Source organism: Pseudomonas sp. GW821-FHT09D08, from assembly GCF_059416305.1.
In genome coordinates this window covers 95,494-116,373 of sequence record NZ_JBWKOX010000021.1, presented here as the reverse complement: position 1 = coordinate 116,373, position 20,880 = coordinate 95,494, and the positions used below count along the sequence as shown (strand labels likewise).

The 20,880-nt window shown below is 61.6% G+C and carries 22 protein-coding genes; 14 read left to right on the top strand and 8 right to left on the bottom strand.

Annotated features, from left to right (window positions below):
* A partial coding sequence (locus tag AC07OP_RS26705) for a hypothetical protein (protein WP_495102695.1) occupies window positions 1–197 on the top strand: 197 nt, incomplete at its 5' end.
* Here AC07OP_RS26705 and AC07OP_RS26700 read toward each other — a convergent pair.
* Both AC07OP_RS26700 and aptA read right to left on the bottom strand, forming a co-directional pair.
* Window positions 187–1,680, bottom strand: a complete 1,494-nt coding sequence (locus tag AC07OP_RS26700; RefSeq protein WP_115486315.1) for a CoA-acylating methylmalonate-semialdehyde dehydrogenase — start codon at window positions 1,678–1,680, stop codon at window positions 187–189. The two genes, AC07OP_RS26705 and AC07OP_RS26700, sit on opposite strands and share 11 nt — an antisense overlap.
* A gap of 39 nt (window positions 1,681–1,719) precedes the next feature.
* The gene (aptA, locus tag AC07OP_RS26695; RefSeq protein ID WP_027607942.1) at window positions 1,720–3,069 is read right to left on the bottom strand and encodes an omega-aminotransferase AptA; all 1,350 of its coding nucleotides are present in this window, start codon (window positions 3,067–3,069) and stop codon (window positions 1,720–1,722) included.
* Between the two features lie 126 nt (window positions 3,070–3,195).
* Here aptA and AC07OP_RS26690 point away from each other — a divergent pair, with 126 nt between their 5' ends.
* From AC07OP_RS26690 to AC07OP_RS26665, 6 genes are all read left to right on the top strand, one after another.
* Window positions 3,196–4,116, top strand: a complete 921-nt coding sequence (locus tag AC07OP_RS26690) for a LysR family transcriptional regulator (RefSeq protein ID WP_495102694.1) — start codon at window positions 3,196–3,198, stop codon at window positions 4,114–4,116.
* 88 nt (window positions 4,117–4,204) lie between these two features.
* Window positions 4,205–5,599, top strand: a complete 1,395-nt coding sequence (locus AC07OP_RS26685) for a uracil-xanthine permease family protein (protein WP_115486317.1) — start codon at window positions 4,205–4,207, stop codon at window positions 5,597–5,599.
* Between the two features lie 87 nt (window positions 5,600–5,686).
* Window positions 5,687–6,346, top strand: a complete 660-nt coding sequence (locus AC07OP_RS26680; RefSeq protein ID WP_495102693.1) for a TetR/AcrR family transcriptional regulator — start codon at window positions 5,687–5,689, stop codon at window positions 6,344–6,346.
* 12 nt (window positions 6,347–6,358) lie between these two features.
* Complete coding sequence (locus AC07OP_RS26675; RefSeq protein WP_495102692.1) at window positions 6,359–6,940, top strand: IMPACT family protein; 582 nt, start codon at window positions 6,359–6,361, stop codon at window positions 6,938–6,940.
* Window positions 6,941–6,996: 56 nt separating this feature from the next.
* The gene (locus AC07OP_RS26670; RefSeq protein WP_065940974.1) at window positions 6,997–7,683 is read left to right on the top strand and encodes an SDR family oxidoreductase; all 687 of its coding nucleotides are present in this window, start codon (window positions 6,997–6,999) and stop codon (window positions 7,681–7,683) included.
* A 146-nt stretch (window positions 7,684–7,829) separates the two neighbouring features.
* The gene (locus tag AC07OP_RS26665; protein ID WP_495102691.1) at window positions 7,830–9,188 is read left to right on the top strand and encodes an 8-oxoguanine deaminase; all 1,359 of its coding nucleotides are present in this window, start codon (window positions 7,830–7,832) and stop codon (window positions 9,186–9,188) included.
* A 104-nt stretch (window positions 9,189–9,292) separates the two neighbouring features.
* Here the strand turns inward: AC07OP_RS26665 and AC07OP_RS26660 are convergent, their stop codons facing one another.
* Window positions 9,293–10,384 carry a calcium:cation antiporter gene (locus tag AC07OP_RS26660; protein ID WP_495102690.1) on the bottom strand — a complete coding sequence of 364 codons (1,092 nt, stop codon included), beginning with the start codon at window positions 10,382–10,384 and terminating at the stop codon, window positions 9,293–9,295.
* Between the two features lie 194 nt (window positions 10,385–10,578).
* On the opposite strand from AC07OP_RS26660, the gene AC07OP_RS26655 reads away from it, so the two are divergent.
* Entirely contained in the window at window positions 10,579–11,532 is a 954-nt protein-coding gene (locus AC07OP_RS26655) for an adenosine deaminase (protein WP_495102689.1), read from the top strand.
* A gap of 73 nt (window positions 11,533–11,605) precedes the next feature.
* Here AC07OP_RS26655 and AC07OP_RS26650 read toward each other — a convergent pair whose 3' ends face one another.
* Window positions 11,606–12,301, bottom strand: a complete 696-nt coding sequence (locus AC07OP_RS26650) for an ArsR/SmtB family transcription factor (RefSeq protein ID WP_495102688.1) — start codon at window positions 12,299–12,301, stop codon at window positions 11,606–11,608.
* A 134-nt stretch (window positions 12,302–12,435) separates the two neighbouring features.
* Window positions 12,436–13,365: a transcription regulator VimR gene (gene vimR, locus AC07OP_RS26645; RefSeq protein ID WP_495102687.1), complete on the bottom strand. Its 930-nt coding sequence runs from the start codon at window positions 13,363–13,365 to the stop codon at window positions 12,436–12,438.
* A 115-nt stretch (window positions 13,366–13,480) separates the two neighbouring features.
* Between vimR and AC07OP_RS26640 the strand changes: the two genes are divergently transcribed.
* The 3 genes from AC07OP_RS26640 (at window position 13,481) to AC07OP_RS26630 (ending at window position 15,142) form a co-directional block, all read left to right on the top strand.
* Complete coding sequence (locus tag AC07OP_RS26640; protein ID WP_065925529.1) at window positions 13,481–13,774, top strand: putative quinol monooxygenase; 294 nt, start codon at window positions 13,481–13,483, stop codon at window positions 13,772–13,774.
* Between the two features lie 24 nt (window positions 13,775–13,798).
* On the top strand, window positions 13,799–14,812 hold the full coding sequence (locus tag AC07OP_RS26635) for a zinc-binding alcohol dehydrogenase family protein (RefSeq protein WP_495102686.1): 1,014 nt from the start codon (window positions 13,799–13,801) through the stop codon (window positions 14,810–14,812).
* Window positions 14,813–14,959: 147 nt separating this feature from the next.
* A complete protein-coding gene (locus AC07OP_RS26630) occupies window positions 14,960–15,142 on the top strand; it encodes a hypothetical protein (RefSeq protein WP_065940968.1) in 183 nt (60 codons plus the stop codon).
* Between the two features lie 8 nt (window positions 15,143–15,150).
* Here the strand turns inward: AC07OP_RS26630 and AC07OP_RS26625 are convergent, their stop codons facing one another.
* Window positions 15,151–16,344, bottom strand: a complete 1,194-nt coding sequence (locus AC07OP_RS26625) for a multidrug effflux MFS transporter (RefSeq protein ID WP_027607956.1) — start codon at window positions 16,342–16,344, stop codon at window positions 15,151–15,153.
* A gap of 85 nt (window positions 16,345–16,429) precedes the next feature.
* The gene (locus AC07OP_RS26620) at window positions 16,430–16,627 is read right to left on the bottom strand and encodes a heavy-metal-associated domain-containing protein (protein ID WP_027607957.1); all 198 of its coding nucleotides are present in this window, start codon (window positions 16,625–16,627) and stop codon (window positions 16,430–16,432) included.
* A 147-nt stretch (window positions 16,628–16,774) separates the two neighbouring features.
* On the opposite strand from AC07OP_RS26620, the gene AC07OP_RS26615 reads away from it, so the two are divergent.
* The 3 genes from AC07OP_RS26615 to cueR all read left to right on the top strand — a co-directional run bounded on the left by AC07OP_RS26615 (window position 16,775) and on the right by cueR (window position 19,820).
* Entirely contained in the window at window positions 16,775–17,155 is a 381-nt protein-coding gene (locus AC07OP_RS26615; protein ID WP_027607958.1) for a hypothetical protein, read from the top strand.
* Between the two features lie 65 nt (window positions 17,156–17,220).
* On the top strand, window positions 17,221–19,422 hold the full coding sequence (locus tag AC07OP_RS26610) for a heavy metal translocating P-type ATPase (protein ID WP_495102685.1): 2,202 nt from the start codon (window positions 17,221–17,223) through the stop codon (window positions 19,420–19,422).
* Window positions 19,419–19,820, top strand: a complete 402-nt coding sequence (gene cueR / locus AC07OP_RS26605) for a Cu(I)-responsive transcriptional regulator (protein ID WP_027607960.1) — start codon at window positions 19,419–19,421, stop codon at window positions 19,818–19,820. The genes AC07OP_RS26610 and cueR overlap by 4 nt, the downstream gene beginning before the upstream one ends.
* Window positions 19,821–19,899: 79 nt before the next feature.
* Here cueR and AC07OP_RS26600 read toward each other — a convergent pair whose 3' ends face one another.
* On the bottom strand, window positions 19,900–20,799 hold the full coding sequence (locus AC07OP_RS26600) for a PA4780 family RIO1-like protein kinase (RefSeq protein ID WP_027607961.1): 900 nt from the start codon (window positions 20,797–20,799) through the stop codon (window positions 19,900–19,902).
* Window positions 20,800–20,880 lie beyond the last annotated feature (81 nt).

Below are 20,880 nucleotides of genomic sequence, written 5' to 3'. Positions count from 1 at the left end.
GCCTTATTCTGCATAACTCATTGTTTACCAAGGAGTTTTACGTTTCGACTGCGCCGGAAGTGGGGCGAATTATAGACTTCCAGGATCTGCCGTCAACCTTCTTTTTCATCTTTCTGTCATATAAGTCAAAAACGCCCAAAAACGCAAAAGCCGGCCCCAAGGGGCCGGCCCTCTACTTACTGAGCCTTACAGACTAGGGAAAGCGAATTGCGACGCTTCATGGCTGGCCCGTTGCGGCCAACGCTGGGTGATCGCCTTGCGGCGGGTGTAGAAACGCACCCCATCCGGCCCATAGGCGTGCAAGTCGCCGAACAACGAACGCTTCCAGCCACCAAAGCTGTGATAAGCCACTGGCACAGGCAATGGAACATTCACACCGACCATACCCACTTCAATTTCGTCACAGAACAGACGCGCTGCTTCACCGTCACGGGTGAAGATGCACGTACCGTTGCCATACTCGTGATCGTTGATCAGTTGCATCGCCGCTTCCAGGCTGCTCACCCGGACCACGCACAATACCGGCCCGAAGATCTCTTCCTTATAGATGCGCATCTCCGGCGTCACACGGTCGAACAAACTGCCCCCCAGGAAGAAGCCGTCTTCATTCCCGGCAATACTCAGTCCACGACCATCAACCACCAACTCCGCACCAGACGCAACACCGTCTTCTATATAGCCGCTGACCTTATCCCGCGCCTGGCCCGTCACCAGTGGCCCCATATCCAGCCCACAGGTAGTGCCCGCACCGATCTTCAGCGCCTTGATCTGCGGCACCAGCTTGGCGATCAACGCATCCGCCACCTGGTCACCGACACACACCGCCACCGAGATCGCCATGCAGCGTTCGCCGCAGGAACCATAGGCCGCGCCCATCAAAGCACTGACCGCGTTATCCAGGTCAGCATCCGGCATCAACACCGCATGGTTCTTCGCCCCACCGAGCGCCTGTACGCGCTTACCGCGCTTGGTCGCTTCGGAATAGATGTACTCGGCAATCGGCGTCGACCCCACAAAACTCAACGCCTTGACTTCCGGCGCCTCGATCAACGCATCCACCGCGCCCTTGTCGCCGTGCACAACACTCAGCACACCTTTGGGAAGACCGGCCTCCTGCAGCAGTTGCGCGATCAACAGCGTCGAACTCGGATCACGCTCCGAGGGCTTGAGGATGAAACAGTTACCGCAAACAATCGCCAGCGGATACATCCACAGCGGCACCATCGCCGGGAAGTTGAACGGGGTAATACCCGCCACCACACCCAACGGCTGGAAATCAGACCAGGCATCGATATTCGGCCCAACATTGCGGCTGTACTCGCCCTTGAGAATCTCCGGCGCCGAGCACGCATACTCCACGTTCTCGATCCCGCGCTTGAGTTCGCCGGAGGCGTCTTCCAGCGTCTTGCCGTGCTCTTCACTGATCAGCTGCGAGATGCGCGCTTCGTTCTGCTCCAGCAATTGCTTGAACCGGAACATGACCTGGGCGCGCTTGGCCGCCGGGGTGTTACGCCAAGCCGGAAAGGCCGCCTTGGCCGAGTCGATAGCACGTTGAATGGTTTCGCGGCTGGCCAGTGGCACCTGGTGAATCACCTGGCCGGTTGACGGGTTATACACATCGGCAGTACGGCCGGACTCACTGACCAACTCACCGTTGATCAAATGCTGGATAAGGCTCATGCAGGGCTCCTGAAAAGTTGTTCTATATAGAAGGAGAAATCAGTCGATCTTGTTCAGCACTTCGCCGACCGCATCGAACAGACGATCCAGGTCCTGCGGTTTGCTGTTGAAGGTTGGCCCGAACTGCAGCGTGTCACCACCAAAGCGCACATAGAAGCCGGCTTTCCACAGAGCCATGCCGGCCTCGAATGGACGCACGATGGCATCACCGTCACGTGGGGCGATCTGGATCGCACCGGCCAAGCCGTAGTTACGGATGTCGATCACATTCTTGCTGCCCTTCAAGCCGTGCAGCGCATTCTCAAAGTGCGGCGCGACTTCGGCGACGCTCTGCACGAGGTTTTCCTTCTGTAGCAGATCCAATGCCGCCAGCCCTGCCGCGCAGGCAACCGGATGCGCCGAGTAGGTGTAGCCGTGGGGGAATTCCACGGCGTACTCGGGCGTCGCCTGGTTCATGAAGGTCTGATAGATCTCGCTGCTGGCAATCACCGCGCCCATGGGGATCGCGCCGTTGGTGACTTGCTTGGCGATGCACATCAGGTCCGGGGTCACGCCAAAGCTGTCGGCACCGAACATCGAGCCAGTACGGCCGAAACCGGTGATCACTTCGTCGAACACCAGCAAGATATTGTGCTGGTCGCAGATCTCACGCAGGCGCTTGAGGTAACCCTGTGGCGGTACCAGCACGCCAGCGGAGCCGGCCATTGGCTCGACAAACACCGCGGCGATGTTCGACGCGTCGTGCAGTTCGATCAGTTTGAGCAACTCATCGGCCAAGGCAATACCGCCCTGCTCCGGCATGCCCCGGGAGAACGCATTGCTCGCCAGCAGGGTATGCGGAAGATGATCAACATCCATCATCGCCTGACCAAACATCTTGCGGTTGCCGTTGACGCCGCCCAGGCTGGTACCGGCGATGTTCACACCGTGATAACCACGGGCGCGGCCGATCATCTTGGTCTTGGTGGCCTGGCCCTTCAGGCGCCAGTAGGCACGCACCATCTTCACCGCGGTATCGGCGCACTCGGAACCGGAGTCGGTGAAGAACACGTGATTCAGGTTGCCTGGGGTCAGATCAGTGATCTTTTCCGCTAGCTGGAAAGATAACGGATGGCCGTACTGGAAGCCTGGGGAGTAGTCCAGCGTGCCCAGTTGCTTGGCGACCGCCTCCTGGATTTCCTTGCGCGTATGCCCGGCGCCACAGGTCCACAGGCCCGACAACGAGTCGTAGACCTTGCGCCCCTTGTCGTCGGTCAACCAGCTGCCTTCGGCGGCCACGATCAGACGCGGGTCACGCTGAAAGTTACGGTTGGCGGTGTAAGGCATCCAGTGCGCGTCCAACTTCAGTTGGCTGGCCAGGGACGATGGGGCGTTTTCGGGCATGTTCATCAGCAAAACCTCGCAGGGCAACAGGCAGCGTCGGGATTGAAAAAGCGTTGTTGCAGCTAAATTGCCACGGGGATAAAGTCGGTGAAATCCAACTCTTCTAACCTTCAGTCAGGCCTTCACTAAACTATGAGCAGCCGTCGACCCGATCCCCTGGCCCAAGTCAGCGACTTCGATATTCGCCTGCTGCGCATCTTTCGCAGCGTCGTGGAGTGCGGCGGCTTCTCGGCGGCGGAAACTGTGCTCGGCATCGGTCGCTCCGCCATCAGCCAGCAAATGAGCGACCTTGAGCAGCGGCTCGGATTAAGGCTTTGCCAACGCGGCCGTGCCGGTTTCTCGCTGACCGAAGAAGGCCGCGAGGTCTACCAATCGGCCCTGCAACTATTAAGCGCCCTGGAAAGTTTCCGCACCGAGGTCAACGGCCTGCACCAGCACTTGCGCGGCGAGTTGATCATCGGCCTCACCGACAACCTGGTCACGCTGCCCCACATGCGCATCACCCACGCCCTGGCGCAGTTGAAGGAACGCGGACCGGACGTACAAATCCAGATCCGCATGATCGCGCCCAACGAAGTGGAACAGGGCGTACTCGACGGCCGCCTGCATGTTGGTGTGGTGCCCCAGGCCAGCGCCCTGTCCGGCCTGGAGTACCAAGCGCTGTACAGCGAACGCTCACTGCTTTACTGCGCGGTTGGCCACCCCCTGTTTTATGCCGACGACAAGCAACTGGACGACGAGCGCATCGACGCCCAGGACGCCATCGCCCCCACCTTCCGCCTGCCCGCCGAGATCCAGGCCCACTACCAGGCGCTCAACTGCACCGCCAGCGCCTCGGACCGCGAAGGCATGGCATTCCTGATTCTCACCGGTCGCTACATCGGTTACTTGCCCGACCACTACGCCAGCCTATGGGTGCAACAAGGCCGACTACGCGCGCTGAAACCAGCTACGCGCTTTTACGATTTAAGCCTGGCATCGGTCACGCGCAAAGGCCGTCGCCCTCATTTGGTGCTGGAAAGCTTCCTGGAAAGCCTGGCGGCAACGCGCTAACTCGGGCTTCGCGCAAAAAGCTGAGCACCTGGACAGCTTTTTGCAAGGACACAGGGACCTAGAACCGTCCGCCTCGAGTTTGCTTGCCATGCCACCAGAATCCTCCAGCCCCAGCGACCTGATCTACGGTCTCAATGACCGCCCCAAACCCGCCCCTGCATTGCTGGCCGCACTGCAACATGTGCTGGCCGCATTCGTCGGCATCATCACGCCACCGCTGATCATCGGCTCCACATTGGGCCTGACCGCACATCTGCCCTACCTGATCAGCATGGCGTTGATGGTGTCCGGTGTCGGCACATTCATTCAGGCCCGTAGGCCATTTGGGATCGGCGCCGGGATGATCTGCCTGCAAGGCACCAGCTTTGCGTTTCTCGGCGCGGTGCTGTCGGCCGGCTTTCTGGTCAAGCAACGCGGCGGCAGTCCGGAAGACATCATGGCGATGATCTTCGGCGTGTGCTTTTTCGGCGCTGCCGTGCAGATCATTCTCAGCCGCTTTATTGGTCAGCTGCGCCGAGTGATCACCCCGCTGGTGACCGGGATTGTCATTACCCTGATCGGCATCAGCCTGATCAAGGTCGGTATCACCGACCTGGGCGGCGGTTTCAACGCACCGGACTTCGGCGCACCGGCCAACCTTGCGTTGGGCCTGTTCGTGGTGCTGACCATCATCTTGCTCAATCGCTCCAACACACCCTGGGTGCGCCTCTCGGCAATCATCATCGGCCTGGCCCTCGGCAGCCTCGCCGCCTGGTTCAGCGGCAAACTGGTGCCCCAGGCCCTGGGCGACTTGCCTTTGGTCAGCCTGCCGATCCCGTTTCGATTCGGCTTCAACTTCGACTGGAGCGCCTTCCTGCCGATCGCGCTGATTTATCTGATCAGCAGCATCGAAACTGTCGGCGACCTCACCGCCAACTGCATGATCGCGCGCCAGCCCATCAGCGGCCCGTCTTATATAAGCCGGCTCAAAGGCGGCGTCCTCGGCGATGGCGTCAGTTGCATGATCGCCGCCACGTTCAGCGCTTTCCCCAACACCACCTTTGCCCAGAACAACGGCGTGATCCAACTGACCGGCGTGGCCAGCCGTTACGTCGGCCTGTACATCGGCGTGGTGCTGTTCTGCCTGGGTTTGTTCCCGCTGATCGGTGCCGTGCTGCAACAAATCCCCAAGCCCGTATTGGGCGGCGCAACCCTGGTGATGTTCGGCAGTGTGGCCGCCGCCGGCGTACGCATCCTCGCCCAGGCACCACTGGACCGTCGCAGCATGCTGATCATCGCCACCTCGTTCGGCGTCGGCCTGGGCATCGCCGCTCAACCGAACCTGCTGCACCTGATGCCGACCCTGGTGCAGAACCTGTTCGACTCGGCCATCACCAGCGGCGGCCTGACCGCCATCGTGTTGTGCCTGTTGCTGCCGGAATCCAAGGTGCCCGCTCCTGCCGCAAACCACGCGCAGGAAAGCGACACCCTGGAACCGCTTTGACGGTTTTATTGCATCGGGACTTGTCTGAGGCTTGAGGGTGGGTTATCTGTGCACACGTCGTCTCTATCGATCAGCACGGAAACCTCCATGAGCCTCGAAGTTCCTGCCCACAGCAACCACGCCGGTAAGCCCGCCAGCCGCATTCGGCAAAAGAACGAACAAGCGATTCTCCAGGCTGCTGAAGATGAGTTCGCGCGCCATGGCTACAAGGGCACCAGCATGAACACCATCGCTGCCAGCGCCGGGCTGCCCAAGGCCAACTTGCACTACTACTTCACTAATAAGCTGGGCCTGTATATCGCGGTGCTCAGCAATATCCTCGAACTGTGGGACAGCACCTTCAACACGCTGACCGCCGAGGACGACCCGGCCGTGGCCCTCTCCCGCTACATCCGCACCAAGATGGAGTTTTCGCGGCGCCAGCCCCAGGCCTCGCGGATCTTCGCCATGGAGATCATCAGCGGCGGCGAATGCCTGACCGAATATTTCAGCCAGGATTACCGCGCCTGGTTCAGTGGTCGGGCGGCGGTGTTCCAGGCCTGGATCGACGCGGGCAAGATGGACCCCGTCGACCCCGTGCACCTGATCTTCCTGTTGTGGGGTAGCACTCAGCACTACGCCGACTTCGCCACCCAGATCTGCCGAGTCACCGGTCGCACCAAGCTGACCAAGCAGGATATGGAAGACGCCGGCACCAACCTGATCCACATCATTCTCAAGGGCTGCGGCATCAAGCCGGCCCTCTAGACGAAGCCACTTATGTCTTTCACGCTCACCGGCCTTTGCGAGTTCCGCGAAGAAATTCGCAAAAGCCGCTTCATTACCCTGGCCGCACCGATCACCAGCCCGCAAGAAGCCCAGGCATTTTTCGAGCAGCACAGCGACCTTAACGCCACGCACAACTGCTGGGCCTGGAAGCTGGCCGATCAATACCGCAGCAGTGACGACGGCGAACCCGGCGGCACCGCAGGGCGGCCCATCCTGGCGGCCATCGAGGCCCAAGGCTTCGATCAGGTGGCGGTGCTGGTGATTCGCTGGTATGGCGGCATACAACTCGGTACCGGCGGCCTGGCCCGCGCCTATGGCGGCGGTGCGAACAAGTGCCTGCAAAATGCCGACCGCATCGAACTGATCAGCCGCGTGCCGCTGAGTTGCGCCTGCGGATTCTCCGAGCTGAACCTGGTCAAATTGCGCGTCGCCGAGTTGGGCGGGCTGGTGCTGGAAGAAACCTTCACCGCCAATGGCGTGGAGTTACAACTGGCCCTGGGCGAAGCCCACATCGACACCCTGCAAACCCAGCTCGCCGACCTGAGCCGTGGGCGCATCCTGCTGCAACGCTGAAACTGCTACTGTTGTTCGCTGAACACCCTGAACCGCGACTTTTAAAGGAAGCCTTCATGTCTACGCCAAAAACCGCACTGATCATCGGCGCCTCACGCGGCCTGGGCCTCGGCCTGGTCAAGCAATTGCTCCAGGACGGCTGGGACGTGACCGCCACCGTGCGTGACCCGAACAAGGCCGATGCCCTGAAAGCCGTGGGCCCGGTGCAGATCGAGAAACTCGACATGGACGATCAGCAAGCCGTGATCGCCCTGAACCAGCGCCTCAAGGACCGCACCTTCGACCTGTTGTTCGTTAACGCAGGCGTCAAGGGCCCTGCCAATCAAGAACCTGGCCATGCCACCCTGGCGGAAGTCGGCCAGCTGTTCTTCACCAACGCCGTGGCGCCGATCAACCTGGCCCAGCGCTTCGTCGGTCAGATCCGCAAGGACAGCGGCGTGCTGGCGTTCATGAGTTCAGTACTGGGCAGCGTGACCATCCCCGATGGCTCGGACCTGGCGTTGTACAAGGCCAGCAAGGCCGCACTCAACTCCATGACCAACAGCTTCATTACCCAACTGGGCGATCACAAACTTACCGTGCTGTCGCTGCACCCGGGCTGGGTGAAGACCGACATGGGCGGCGAAAACGCGCACATCGATGTCGACACCAGCGTGCGCGGCCTGGTGGACCAGGTGAACGCCTACACCGGCAAGGGCGGCCATCACTTCGTGGACTACAAAGGCGACACCATCGCCTGGTAAGCCGCACAGGGTCGTTATCGAGCGATTGCCGTCGATAACGATCCACGCGTAGACTGCCCACCTCGCCCTCACCGGCGACCCTGGATCAGCAGACAGGGCATCACTGAGCTGGCAAACCTGAACCCATCATTCAGAGGAGCCGGCCAATGCCTGCGACCCGTATCTGGTTAAAAAACCCCCTCGCGATTTTCACCGCCAACGGCCTCGACGCCCGTGGCGGCCTGGTGCTGCAAGACGGTGTGATCGCCGAAGTGCTGGCACAGGGTCAGGAACCCGCACAGCCCTGCGCCCACGTGTTCGATGCGCGTGAGCATGTGGTCCTGCCCGGGCTGATCAACACCCACCATCACTTCTATCAGACCCTGACCCGCGCCTGGGCGCCAGTGGTCAATCAGCCGTTGTTTCCCTGGTTGAAAACCCTGTACCCGGTCTGGGCGCGACTGACTCCGGAAAAACTCGCCCTGGCGTCGAAGGTGGCACTCGCGGAGTTGCTGCTCTCGGGCTGCACCACGGCGGCAGACCATCACTATCTGTTCCCCGACGGCCTGGAAAACGCCATCGATGTACAAGTCGACAGCGTGCGCGAACTGGGTATGCGCGCCATGCTCACCCGCGGCTCCATGAGCCTGGGCGAAGCCGACGGCGGCCTGCCACCGCAACAGACCGTGCAACAGGGCCAGGTCATCCTTGACGACAGCCAGCGCCTGATCCGCGAATACCATCAACGCGGCGACGGCGCGTACATCCAGATTGCCCTGGCGCCCTGCTCACCGTTTTCCGTCACCCCGCAAATCATGCAAGCCAGCGCCGAACTGGCCAACAGCCTGGATGTGCGCCTGCACACCCACCTGGCCGAAACCCTCGACGAAGAAGATTTCTGCCTGCAGCGCTTCGGCCTGCGCACGGTGGATTACCTGGACAGCGTCGGCTGGCTCGGCCCGCGCACCTGGCTGGCCCATGGCATTCACTTCAACCCGGATGAAATTGCCCGCCTTGGCGCCGCCGGTACGGGCATCTGTCATTGCCCAAGCTCAAATATGCGCCTGGCCTCCGGCATCTGCCCGACCCTGGACCTGATCGCTGCCGGCGCGCCCATCGGCCTGGGTGTGGACGGCTCTGCCTCCAACGATGCGTCGAACATGATCCTCGAAACCCGCCAGGCCCTGTACATCCAGCGCCTGCGTTACGGCGCCGAAAAGATCACCCCCGAAGGCGTGCTGGGTTGGGCGACCAAGGGGTCTGCGCAGCTACTGGGGCGTACGGATATCGGTGAACTGGCCGTAGGCAAACAGGCCGACCTGGCGCTGTTCAAACTGGATGAGCTGCGTTTTTCCGGCAGCCATGATCCGATCTCCGCACTGCTGCTGTGCGGCGCGGATCGGGCGGACCGGGTGATGATCGGCGGCAAATGGCGGGTTATCGACGGACAGGTGGAAGGCCTGGACCTGAAAGGCTTGATCGCCGATCACAGCCAGGCGGCGCGTAGCCTGATCCATCCCCTGTAGGAGCGAGGGGGACGCATAGTTCTTGCTCGTGAAAAACGTCAACGATAACGCGGGTTTTCTGGTTTAACGCGGCGCTCTCAGGTTCTTCGCGAGCAAGCTCGCTCCTACAGGCCCAACAGCGACAACATGATAAAGGTCGCAAACAACACAAAATGGGTCATCCCTTCGATGGCATTGGTTTCGCCATCGTTGAGGTTGATCGCACTGACGATCAGCGTGATAAACACCATCACCGTTTGCACCGGCGTCATCGCCATCTGGAACGGCTGGCCGGTATAGAGCGCCATGGCTTCCATCACCGGCACCGTCAGGATCACCGTCGACAACGACGCGCCCAGCGCGATGTTCACCACCGACTGCATGCGGTTGGCCAATGCGGCCCGCAAGGCCGTCAAAATCTCCGGTGCCGCCGAAATAGCCGCCACCACAATCGCCGTGATCACCGGCGGTGCGCCCGTGCCTTCCAGGCCCAGGTCGAGGGTCTTGGACATCACCTCGGCCAGCGCGCCAATCACAATCACGCCAAACACCAGGGTACCGATGGAGAACGCCAGGTTCACCGGCGGCGACGCTTGTTCCTCCGGCATCTTCTTGCGGCGCTTTTCCGGGTAGCTGTAGCTGAAGAAATAACTGTGGGGCCCTACCTGCATGCGCAGGAACAAGGTGTAGAGCACCACCATCGCGCCGATGGTGAAGGCCGAGTAAATTTTCCAGTCGGCTTCGGGGATAAATTCCGGCACCACCATCGACACGCCCATGGCGGTCAGGATCATTACGCTGTAGGTCCGCGCCGAATCATCATTGTAGGACTGTTCGCCATGCTTGATGCCGCCCATCAACGCTGCCAGGCCGAGGATGCCGTTGATATCGAGCATCACCGCCGAATAGATGGTGTCCCGCACCAAGGTGGGTGATGGCTCGTTGCTCATCATGATCGCCAGGATCACCACCTCCACCAGCACTGCGGCGAGGGTCAGGATCATGGTGCCGTAGGGATCGCCGACTTTTTCCGCCAGTTGCTCGGCGTGGTGGGCCACGCGCATCGACACCACGACGATAAAACCGATCAACACCACGCCGGCCAACAGTGCCACCATTTGCCCGCTGTGCAGCATCCAGTGCTCCAACGGGTAGGCGGCGATGGCGGCAATCAGCGCCAGCAGCATGAATTTTTCTTGCTTGAGGGATGTGAGCATTCCGGGCCTTTTAGTGCGGCAAATCAGTCATTGATGGGGTACAGACTGCGCCAAGCCGCTAACGTTTCGTTACACCTTAGTTCACACAGCCCTTGCGCGAATAAATCGAATACTCTCCTGCTGGTCAGGTTTTGCCGATTATTTCAGCCATGGCCTGTAGAATGCCGCCATTGCACCTGATGAGAATTTAGAAAATGTACGATTGGCTCAACGCCCTGCCCAAGGCTGAATTGCACCTGCACCTGGAGGGCTCGCTGGAGCCTGAGCTGCTGTTCGCCCTGGCCGAGCGCAACAAGATCGCACTGCCGTGGAGCGACGTGGAAACCCTGCGCAAGGCCTATGCCTTCAACAACCTGCAAGAGTTTCTCGACCTGTATTACAAGGGCGCCGACGTGCTGCGCACCTCCCAGGATTTCTACGACTTGACCTGGGCTTACCTGCTGCGCTGCAAAGCCCAGAACGTGATCCACACCGAACCCTTCTTCGACCCGCAAACCCACACCGACCGTGGCGTGCCGTTCGAAGTGGTGCTCAACGGCATCGCCGCGGCTCTCAAAGACGGCGAACAGCAACTGGGCATCACCAGCGGTTTGATCCTCAGTTTCCTGCGCCACCTGAGCGAAGCCGAAGCCGAGAAAACCCTCGACCAGGCGCTGCCGTTCCGCGACGCGTTTGTGGCCGTGGGCCTGGACAGTTCGGAAATGGGCCATCCGCCGAGCAAGTTCCAGCGTGTGTTCGACCGCGCCCGCCACGAAGGCTTCCTCACCGTTGCCCACGCCGGTGAAGAAGGCCCGCCCGAGTACATCTGGGAAGCGATCGACCTGCTGAAAATCCAGCGTATCGACCATGGCGTACGCGCCATCGAAGACGAGCGCCTGATGCAGCGCATCATCGACGAGCAGATCCCGTTGACCGTCTGCCCGCTGTCCAACACCAAGCTTTGCGTGTTCGACGACATGGCCCAGCACAACATCCTCGACATGCTCGAGCGTGGCGTGAAGGTCACGGTGAACTCGGATGACCCGGCGTACTTCGGCGGCTATGTCACCGAGAACTTCCACGCGTTGTACACCTCGCTGGGCATGACCCAGGACCAGGCCAAACGCCTGGCGCAGAACAGCCTGGATGCGCGTCTGGTAAAACCCTGACTGGACGCAAAGTCATCATCGCCCGGTCCATGGAATCAAAAAGGGCCAGGGCGATGATGGCGAACCCTCAAGGCTAAGGTTGTTCGGACATGGCCAATCGGGCGATTTCTGCCAGACCGTTGTCGTTGAGCTGCACCGCCTGGGACTCGTTGACCAGGCTGATCCAGTTCGACTGCAGGAACAACTGCAACAGCCCCGCACCCAGCGCGCCGCCCAGGTGCGGTTGCCGCTGGCTCCAATCGAAGCAGTCGCACACCAGTGGCGACGCCAGCGCCTGGGTGTAAATACCCAGGCCCGCCAGGTGCTGCGCGCCCTTGATCGTCACCTCAATGCGTTGTTCATGACGCTCGATCCACCCCGCCACCAACATCCGCTCATGCAGATCCGCCGCCACTTCGCCGCCGAGGTGGCCCTGGCACAGCCGCGCATGTCGCAACAATGGCGGCGCCACCAACACCGGCGGTGAAGCATGCGGCGAACTACGTGCGGCGCTGGCCAGGGTCGTACTGGCCAAGGCATCGATGGCGACGCTGACATCGGCCGCCGCCATGCGAAACAGCCGCTTGCCACGCCGGCCCTCGGTACGCAGCAAGCCACTCCCCGTCAGCCGTGCCAGATGGGCATTGGCCGAGGCAGGTGACAACCCGGCAAGCAGCGCCAGCTCCTCCGAGGACTTGGCCGAGCCGTCCATCAGGGACCAGAGCATGGCGGTGCGTTTGGGTTCGGCGAGCAAGCTGGCGATCTGACTGATGCATGGTGCTTCTTCCATCGATTCACTCCCTGTCGAATTATTTTTCTGCTGTGGTGGGCGCCAAAGTATAGGTGCGTAAACCAGCGGTTCCGCGGCGTCTGACAGCATGAATAGGGACATGAGCTGAGTGAAATTTCCTTGTGTGATGGAGGCTAATACGTCGTACCCAATCGCTCCGGCAATTGAGCGGTCAATGTCGCACAGCGCGACACGAGCATTTCCCGCAGCAGGTTGATGGGTTTGCTCAACTGGGCCCGATGGGCGCACAGCAAGTTGAGTGGTGTGCGCTCGCCACGCAATTCAGGCAAGACCAGGCGCAAGCGCCCGGCCAGCACATCGGTGCTCACATCCAGCCAGGATTTGTAGGCAATGCCCACGCCCGCCACCGCCCAGCGGCGCACCACATCGGCATCGTCGCTGAAGCGATCACCACCGACCGTGAGGCTGACTTCGCGTTTGCCATCGTGGAAGGTCCAGTGGTCATGCACTCGGCTGCCAAGCATGTAAAGCAAGCAATTGTGCTGGGCCAACTGCTCCAGCTGTCGCGGCTCGCCATAACGCGCGAGATAGCTGGGGGCTGCGCACAACACCCGAACGTTGTGCGGCGCGACGGGCAGCGCAATCAGGCTGGAGTCTTCGGGCTCGCCATAGCGCAGGGCAATGTCCACCGGCTGGCGGAACAGGTCGGCAATCCGATCGCCCAGCAGCAGGCGCACGGTGAGTTGCGGGTACTCGTGCTGAAATTCGTCCAGCCAGGGCAGTAATTGGTTGCGGCCGAAATCCGAGGGTGCCGAGAGTTGCAACACCCCGCTGACATGGTCCTGGCCACTGGCCAATAAACGCCGTCCTTCGTCCAGAGCGCTCAGCGCAGCGCGGGCATATTCCAGGAAGCCTTCACCTTCGGCGGTCAGACGCAGGCTGCGGGTGGAGCGCGCCAGCAAACGCGTGCCCAGCTGCTGTTCGATACGCTTGAGCGCCGCGCTGGCCACGGCAGGCGATAGGTCCATCACCCGCGCCGCCGCCGACAAACTGCCCAGGTCCGCGGCGCGTACAAACAACTGCAAATCATCAAAACGCAGCATTCAACCACCAATTATCAAAATATTATTGAAACAGAGTGCTGTTTTAGCCGCTTTTATCTTGCATGGAAATGGCCAATCATCTGCCCATCCCGTTATCACGTGTCTGGAGTTGAATATGTCCACAGCCTTTAACGTCATCGCCACGCTGATCGCCAAACCGGGCCAACAGGCCACCTTGGAGCCGCTGCTGCGTGACCTGCTGGAACCCACCCGTCTTGAAGCCGGCTGCGAGCAATACGACCTGCACCAGGACCTGCAACACCCTGAGACCTTCTACATGCTCGAACGCTGGAGCGATGATGCCGCACTCGCCGACCACGACCAGAGCGCGCATATCCAACATTTTCGCGCTAAAGCCGCTGATGTCATCGAACACTTCGAACTCAAGCGCCTGAAGTTTCTCGCCTGATCACCGCCTTTTTCCGGAGCCCCCATGAAAGCCATTGCCTACTACGCATCACTGCCGATCAACGATGAAAAATCCCTGCAAGACATCCAGCTGCCGGAGCCCGTCGCCGGCCCCCGTGACCTGCTGGTAGAAGTCAAAGCCATCTCGGTCAACCCGGTGGACACCAAAGTGCGCCAGAACGTCGCCCCTGAGAACGGCGCGGCCAAAGTGCTGGGCTGGGACGTGGCCGGTGTGGTCAAGGCCGTCGGCAGTGAAGTGAGCCTGTTCAACGTCGGCGACAAGGTGTTCTACGCCGGTTCCCTGGTCCGCCCGGGCGCTAACAGCGAACTGCATACCGTGGATGAACGCATCGTCGGCCATATGCCCAAGAGCCTGGGCTTTGCCGAAGCCGCCGCGCTGCCGCTGACCGCCATCACCGCCTGGGAGCTGCTATTCGAACGCCTGCAAGTGCGTGAAGGTAAAGAGGCTGAAGGCCAGAGCCTGCTCATCGTCGGTGCCGCCGGAGGTGTGGGTTCGATCCTGACCCAACTGGCCAGCCAGCTCACCGCCTTGACGGTGATCGGCACCGCGTCGCGCCCGGAAACCCAGGAATGGGCCAAGGCACTCGGCGCCGACCTGGTGATCGACCACAGCCAACCGCTGAGCGAAGCGCTGAAACAAGCCGGCCACCCGCAGGTGACCCACGTCGCCAGCCTGACCCAGACCGAGCATCACCTGGACCAACTGGTCGAAGCGCTGCAACCCCAAGGCAAGCTTGCGCTGATCGACGACCCCAAGGCGCTGGACGTGAGCAAACTCAAGCGCAAGAGCCTGTCGCTGCATTGGGAGTTCATGTACACGCGCTCGATGTTCGAGACCCCGGACATGATCGAGCAGCACAACCTGCTCAATCGCGTGGCCGAACTGATCGACGCCGGCATCTTGAAAACGACGGTGGGCGAGCACTTCGGTGTGATCAATGCAGCGAACCTGCGCCGTGCCCATGCCCTGCTGGAAAGCGGCAAGGCCAAGGGCAAGATCGTGCTGGAAGGGTTCTGAAGATAACGTCTGTCAGTGTCGTCCGTTATTCGTGTGAGTGAGGGACGACACCGCTAGTCAGAGAGTTGATCTTTGTCATATTTGTGAGCGTATTCGGGTTTATATTGGCCGCCTTTGCCACGATTCTTTTACGTGAGGAAGTCAGCAATGAAAATCCTGATAAAAGCGTTAGCAAAATCCCCAGGCAATAAATGGCAGGTTCGTCTCGACGGCGATGCGTTCACCTTCCGCAGCGAGGCCGAGGCCCGCGCCTTTGCCGAGACCCTGCAAGCCCGCATCCAGGCGCCCCACCGCTTCCCGCTCAGCCAGCAACGTTCCGCCGCTGGCTGACCTGCATTTCAGCCCTGCGCCTGCGTGGCCCTTGCCCGTTGCAGGCGCTGGGTCGACATCGCAATCGTCACCGCCAACACCCCGCACAAGCTGATGACCATCGCCATCGGCATCGCCGTGCCGTCGTGCAGCACGCCCACCAACGAAGCCGCCCCTGCCGCCACGCCAAACTGAATGCAACCGAGCAAGGCCGACGCGCTGCCGGCCCGGGCGCCCTGCCCGCTCATGGCGCAGGCCGAGGTGTTGGGCAGAATGCAGCCCAGGCTGGCGATACAGATGAACAGCGGTACCAGCAACGGCCATAACGCTTCGGTGCGCAAGGCCGCGATGCCCAACAGCGACAGCGCCGCCAGCAGATAGACCCACACCGTGCGCGACAGCAGAAACGCCGGGCCACGCTTGGCCAGCAGCCGCGCATTAACCTGTGCAACCAGGATGAACCCGGCGGCGTTGGAGCCGAACAGCCAGCCGTAATGCTCGGCGGGCACGCCATAGAGTTTGATAAATACGAACGGGGAGCCGGCGATGTAGGCAAACATCCCGGCAATCGAAATGCCCCCGGTCAGGGCGTAACCGAGGTAGACCCGGTCTGACAACAGCGCGCCATAGCGGCGCAGCGACCCGGACAAGGGTTGACGCGGCTGGTGCGCCGGAAAGGTTTCCGGCAAACCGACCGCCACGGCAATCGCCGCCATCACGCTGAAGATCGACAGTGCGAGGAAAATCGACTGCCAGCCCCATAACCCGACCATCACCCCGCCTGCCAACGGCGCAAGGATCGGCGCCAGGCCGGTCACCAGCATCAGTTGCGAATACACCTTGGCCGAGCCCACCGCATCACATTTGTCACTGACCACGGCGCGGGAAATCACCATGCCCGCGCAACCGCCGAGGGCCTGCACGAAGCGTGCGCCAATCAGCCATTCCAGGGACGGCGCGTATGCGCAGGCAAAGGACGCCAGGGTAAACAGGGTCACGCCGCTGAGCAGCGGGCCGCGTCGACCAAAGCGGTCTGCCAGTGGGCCGTAGATCAGTTGGCCGATGGCCAGGCCGGCGAAATACACCGCCAGGGTCAGCTGGATATGTTTTTCGTCGGTCCCGAAGGCCGTCGCCATGGCAGGAAAGCCAGGCAGGTAGAAATCGATCGCCAGCGGCGCGAAGGCGCTCAAGGCACCCAGAATCAGGATTATGCGAAGGTTCATCAGGCACCCAAGTGTGTCGGCAGCCCGACAGTTTAGCCGCGCTTGGGTGCATTGAATACGATAGCTCGCTAACTATTTGAATGGGTCAGGCGAGCTTGGCGCTGTAGCCCTCTTCGCTGATCAGGCTGATCACTTCCTCGGCAGACAGGCGGCTTTCGACGCCCACCTCTTTCGCCGCCAGGTCGACCTTCACGCTGGCCGCCGGATCCTGGCTCTGCACCGCCTGGGTGACCGCCCGAACGCAATGGCCACAGGTCATTCCTTCAACGCTGAATATTTGCATGACATGACTCCTTTGATGAGGTTGAACCCAGTCTTGACCTTGCCACGATGGCAAGGTCAAGTTCTGAAACTTTCGGCCGGGCTGGTATTACATCGCGGCGTCGGCCAAGCTTCACCCATCTTCGATTCAAACCACGGAGCATTCGCCATGCGCTGGTCGTTTTTTGGCCTTGTCGGCCTGATGAGCTTGTCTGCCGCTGCGCCCCAGGCCCTCGCCGCAGAAGACTATGCGGTGCTGATCATTTCCCGCGAACGCCTGGAAGTACCGACCAATTGCGAGATCGGCCTGTACATCCAGGACCAGTTGGCCGGGCGCCTGTTCCAGGAACAGTCCACCTCGTTCAACCTGCCCGCCGGCAATGTGTCGCTGCGCCTGAAACTGCTGCCGGGCCAGTCACCGGGTTGCTTGCCGGGCCTGCTCGCGCCGCCGGCGCAGAACATCACGCTCAAGGCCGGTGACGTACGCAAGTTGCGCATTGCCCAGGGCCCGGAAGGCATGTACCTCAAACCCGCCGCACTGGAATACTGAAGACGCTTGACCTTCCCCACAGGTCAAGGTTGATCCTAGGGGCAACTTCTCTGGAGGACTGCCCCATGAATGGATCCACCACCTTTGACCTGCCCATCGGCGGCATGACCTGCGCCAGTTGCGCCGGGCGTGTCGAGCGCGCGCTGGGCAAAGTGCCGGGGGTGCAAAGCGTCAGCGTCAACCTGGCCAACGAGCGCGCCCACGTCGAAGTGCAGGGCCAGATCGACCCGGCCGTGCTGATCGCCGCCGTCGACAAAGCCGGCTACACCGCCAGCCTGCCGCAAAGCGACACCAGGACCGAGGCCGATCAGGCCCAACGCCTGCACCGCGAGCGCTGGTCGCTGCTGCTGGCGATTGTGCTGGCATTGCCCCTGGTTCTGCCGATGCTGGTGCAGCCCTTCGGCCTGCACTGGATGCTGCCGGCCTGGGTGCAGTTCCTCCTGGCGACCCCGGTGCAATTCATCTTCGGTGCACGCTTCTATATCGCAGCCTGGAAGGCCGTACGGGCCGGCGCCGGCAATATGGACCTGCTGGTGGCCATCGGCACCAGCGCCGGTTACGGCCTGAGCCTCTATGAATGGCTGACCGCGCCCGCGGGCACCATGCCCCATCTGTACTTCGAAGCGTCGGCCGTGGTGATCGCCCTGGTGCTGCTCGGTAAATACCTGGAGAGCCGCGCCAAACGCCAGACCGCCAGCGCCATCCGCGCCCTGGAAGCCCTGCGCCCTGAACGCGCGATACGTGTACAGGCCGGCCGCGAGGAGGATGTGGCCATCAGTGCGCTCAAGCTCGATGACCTGGTGCTGGTCAAACCCGGCGAGCGCTTCCCGGTGGACGGTGAAGTGGTAGAAGGCCAGAGCCATGCCGATGAGGCACTGATCAGCGGCGAAAGCCTGCCGGTGCCGAAGCAACCTGGCGACGCCGTCACCGGCGGTGCCATCAATGGCGAAGGTCGCCTGCTGGTGCGCACCACCGCGCTCGGTGCCGAAAGCGTACTGGCGCGCATCATCCGCCTGGTGGAAGACGCCCAGGCCGCCAAGGCACCGATCCAGAAGCTGGTGGATAAGGTCAGCCAGGTATTCGTGCCGACCGTGCTGGTCCTGGCGTTGGTCACACTGGTGGGCTGGTGGCTGTACGGTGCGCCGCTGGAGACCGCGATCATCAACGCCGTGGCGGTGCTGGTGATCGCCTGCCCGTGCGCACTCGGGCTGGCCACACCGACCGCCATCATGGCCGGCACCGGCGTCGCCGCACGCTATGGCATCCTGATCAAGGACGCCGAAGCGCTGGAACGCGCCCATGAAGTGAGCACCGTGGTGTTCGACAAAACCGGCACTCTAACTTCCGGCACCCCGAAAATTGCCCATTTGGCGGCAGTGGATGGCGATGAAGCCACATTGCTGCAACAGGCCGGTGCGCTGCAACGCGGCAGCGAACACCCGTTGGCCAAGGCGGTGCTGGATGCGTGCAGCGAGCAAGGCCTGACGGTGGCGGACGTAAGCACCAGCCAATCCCTGACCGGACGTGGCATTGCCGGCACCCTCGACGGGCGCCAACTCGCGTTGGGAAATCGGCGCCTGCTGGAAGAGAGCGGCCTGGACGCGGGTGGGCTGGCCGACTCTGCCACGGCCTGGGAGGCCGAGGGCCGTACCTTGTCCTGGCTGATCGAGCAAGGCGCACAACCCCGTGTGCTCGGGCTGTTTGCCTTTGGTGACACGCTCAAGCCTGGCGCGCTGGAAGCGGTGGCACAACTCAAGACCCGGCACATCAGCAGCCACTTGCTCACCGGCGACAATCGCGGCAGCGCCCGCGTCGTTGCCGAAGCGCTGGGCATCGATGACGTACACGCCGAAGTCCTGCCCGCCGATAAAGCCGCCACCGTCGCCGAACTGAAAAAAACCGGCGTGGTGGCCATGGTCGGCGACGGCATCAACGACGCCCCGGCCCTGGCTGCCGCCGACATCGGCATCGCCATGGGCGGCGGCACCGACGTGGCCATGCATGCCGCCGGCATCACCTTGATGCGCGGCGACCCACGCCTGGTCCCGGCCGCCCTGGAGATCAGCCGCAAGACCTACGCCAAAATCCGCCAGAACCTGTTCTGGGCCTTTGTGTATAACTTGATCGGCATTCCCCTGGCCGCATTCGGCCTGCTCAATCCGGTGCTTGCAGGTGCGGCCATGGCCTTGTCCAGCGTCAGTGTCGTGAGCAATGCCTTGCTGTTGAAAACGTGGAAACCCAAGGAATTGGAGGATCAACGCCCATGAACATCGGCCAAGCCGCCCGGCAAAGCGGGCTGAGCGCGAAGATGATTCGCTACTACGAATCCATCGGCCTGCTCAAGGCGGCCCATCGCACCGACAGCGGCTACCGCATCTACGGCACCGACGACCTGCACACCCTGGCGTTTATCAAACGCTCGCGGGACCTGGGGTTTTCATTGGAAGAGGTGGGCAAACTGCTGACCCTGTGGCAGGACCGGCAACGGGCCAGCGCCGATGTGAAAGCCCTGGCGCGCCAACATATCGATGAGTTGAACCAGAAGATCCTGGAGTTGGGGCAATTGCGCGATACGTTGCAGGACCTGGTGGAACACTGCCACGGGGATGACCGGCCGGATTGTCCGATTCTCAAGGAGTTGGCGTCGGGAAGCTGCTGCGCGTGAGGCTCTAACTGACTAACTACAAAACCAATGTGGGAGGGGGCTGCCCCCTCCCACATTTTGATCCTCATCCAGCCACGGATCACTGCATCCAGGGCGGCGGCGGTGGTTCTTCCGACGCCTTGCTCGGTGGCGCATCATCCGCCGCCCGAATGGCCTGGCGCCGTTCTTCGTCCAGCCTTGCCGCTTCGATCTCGCGGATCACACCGCCCACGTCCGCCAGCTCTTCCGGCTCGTCGAACTCGCCGGTCAAGACGCTGGCCGGGTGCAAGGTGCCGGCTTCGTAGAGTGCCCACATTTCCTTTGCGTACTTGGTCTTCTTCAACTCCGGGGCAAAACGCCCGAAGTAGGAAGCCATGTTGCCCACATCCCGCTCCAGCATGTTGAACGCGTGGTTGTTGCCCGCCGCATCCACCGCCTGGGGCAGGTCGATGATGACCGGACCGGTCGGCGTGAGCAGCACGTTGAACTCGGACAGGTCACCGTGCACCAGGCCGGTACACAGCATCAGCACGATCTGGGAAATCAGGAAGGCGTGGTATTCACGCGCCTGGTCCGGCTCCAGGGTCACGTCATTCAGGCGTGGCGCGGCATCGCCGTACTCGTCGGCCACCAGTTCCATCAACAGCACGCCTTCGAGGAAGTCGTACGGCTTGGGCACGCGAACGCCCGCACCGGCCAGGCGGAACAACGCCGCCACTTCGGCGTTCTGCCAGGCATCTTCGGTTTCTTTCTTGCCGAATTTCGATCCCTTGGCCATGGCCCGGGCCTGCCGGCTGTTACGGACCTTACGGCCTTCCTGGTATTCGGACGCTTGACGAAAACTTCGTTTGTTCGCCTCCTTGTAAACCTTGGCGCAACGCAATTCATTGCCGCAGCGCACCACATAAACAGCTGCTTCTTTACCACTCATGAGTGGGCGCAGCACTTCGTCGACCAGACCGTCTTCGATCAGGGGTTCAATGCGTTTAGGAGTCTTCATCAGCTTTTATTGTGGGTCCTTTATTACCAAATACGCGTATGGCACTCGTTATACGGCAATCGGCTCGCCGGTGGGAGGGGC

Bases quoted from the DNA above. Each gene is read 5' to 3' on its own strand.
- AC07OP_RS26655 (WP_495102689.1), top strand. From the start codon at position 10,579: ATGTACGATTGGCTCAACGCCCTGCCCAAGGCTGAATTGCACCTGCAC.
- vimR (WP_495102687.1), bottom strand. From the start codon at position 13,365: ATGCTGCGTTTTGATGATTTGCAGTTGTTTGTACGCGCCGCGGACCTG.
- AC07OP_RS26600 (WP_027607961.1), bottom strand. From the start codon at position 20,799: ATGAAGACTCCTAAACGCATTGAACCCCTGATCGAAGACGGTCTGGTC.
- AC07OP_RS26640 (WP_065925529.1), top strand. From the start codon at position 13,481: ATGTCCACAGCCTTTAACGTCATCGCCACGCTGATCGCCAAACCGGGC.
- AC07OP_RS26650 (WP_495102688.1), bottom strand. From the start codon at position 12,301: ATGGAAGAAGCACCATGCATCAGTCAGATCGCCAGCTTGCTCGCCGAA.
- AC07OP_RS26625 (WP_027607956.1), bottom strand. From the start codon at position 16,344: ATGAACCTTCGCATAATCCTGATTCTGGGTGCCTTGAGCGCCTTCGCG.
- cueR (WP_027607960.1), top strand. From the start codon at position 19,419: ATGAACATCGGCCAAGCCGCCCGGCAAAGCGGGCTGAGCGCGAAGATG.
- AC07OP_RS26700 (WP_115486315.1), bottom strand. From the start codon at position 1,680: ATGAGCCTTATCCAGCATTTGATCAACGGTGAGTTGGTCAGTGAGTCC.
- aptA (WP_027607942.1), bottom strand. From the start codon at position 3,069: ATGAACATGCCCGAAAACGCCCCATCGTCCCTGGCCAGCCAACTGAAG.
- AC07OP_RS26680 (WP_495102693.1), top strand. From the start codon at position 5,687: ATGAGCCTCGAAGTTCCTGCCCACAGCAACCACGCCGGTAAGCCCGCC.
- AC07OP_RS26690 (WP_495102694.1), top strand. From the start codon at position 3,196: ATGAGCAGCCGTCGACCCGATCCCCTGGCCCAAGTCAGCGACTTCGAT.
- AC07OP_RS26665 (WP_495102691.1), top strand. From the start codon at position 7,830: ATGCCTGCGACCCGTATCTGGTTAAAAAACCCCCTCGCGATTTTCACC.
- AC07OP_RS26675 (WP_495102692.1), top strand. From the start codon at position 6,359: ATGTCTTTCACGCTCACCGGCCTTTGCGAGTTCCGCGAAGAAATTCGC.
- AC07OP_RS26660 (WP_495102690.1), bottom strand. From the start codon at position 10,384: ATGCTCACATCCCTCAAGCAAGAAAAATTCATGCTGCTGGCGCTGATT.
- AC07OP_RS26685 (WP_115486317.1), top strand. From the start codon at position 4,205: ATGCCACCAGAATCCTCCAGCCCCAGCGACCTGATCTACGGTCTCAAT.
- AC07OP_RS26635 (WP_495102686.1), top strand. From the start codon at position 13,799: ATGAAAGCCATTGCCTACTACGCATCACTGCCGATCAACGATGAAAAA.
- AC07OP_RS26630 (WP_065940968.1), top strand. From the start codon at position 14,960: ATGAAAATCCTGATAAAAGCGTTAGCAAAATCCCCAGGCAATAAATGG.
- AC07OP_RS26610 (WP_495102685.1), top strand. From the start codon at position 17,221: ATGAATGGATCCACCACCTTTGACCTGCCCATCGGCGGCATGACCTGC.
- AC07OP_RS26620 (WP_027607957.1), bottom strand. From the start codon at position 16,627: ATGCAAATATTCAGCGTTGAAGGAATGACCTGTGGCCATTGCGTTCGG.
- AC07OP_RS26670 (WP_065940974.1), top strand. From the start codon at position 6,997: ATGTCTACGCCAAAAACCGCACTGATCATCGGCGCCTCACGCGGCCTG.
- AC07OP_RS26615 (WP_027607958.1), top strand. From the start codon at position 16,775: ATGCGCTGGTCGTTTTTTGGCCTTGTCGGCCTGATGAGCTTGTCTGCC.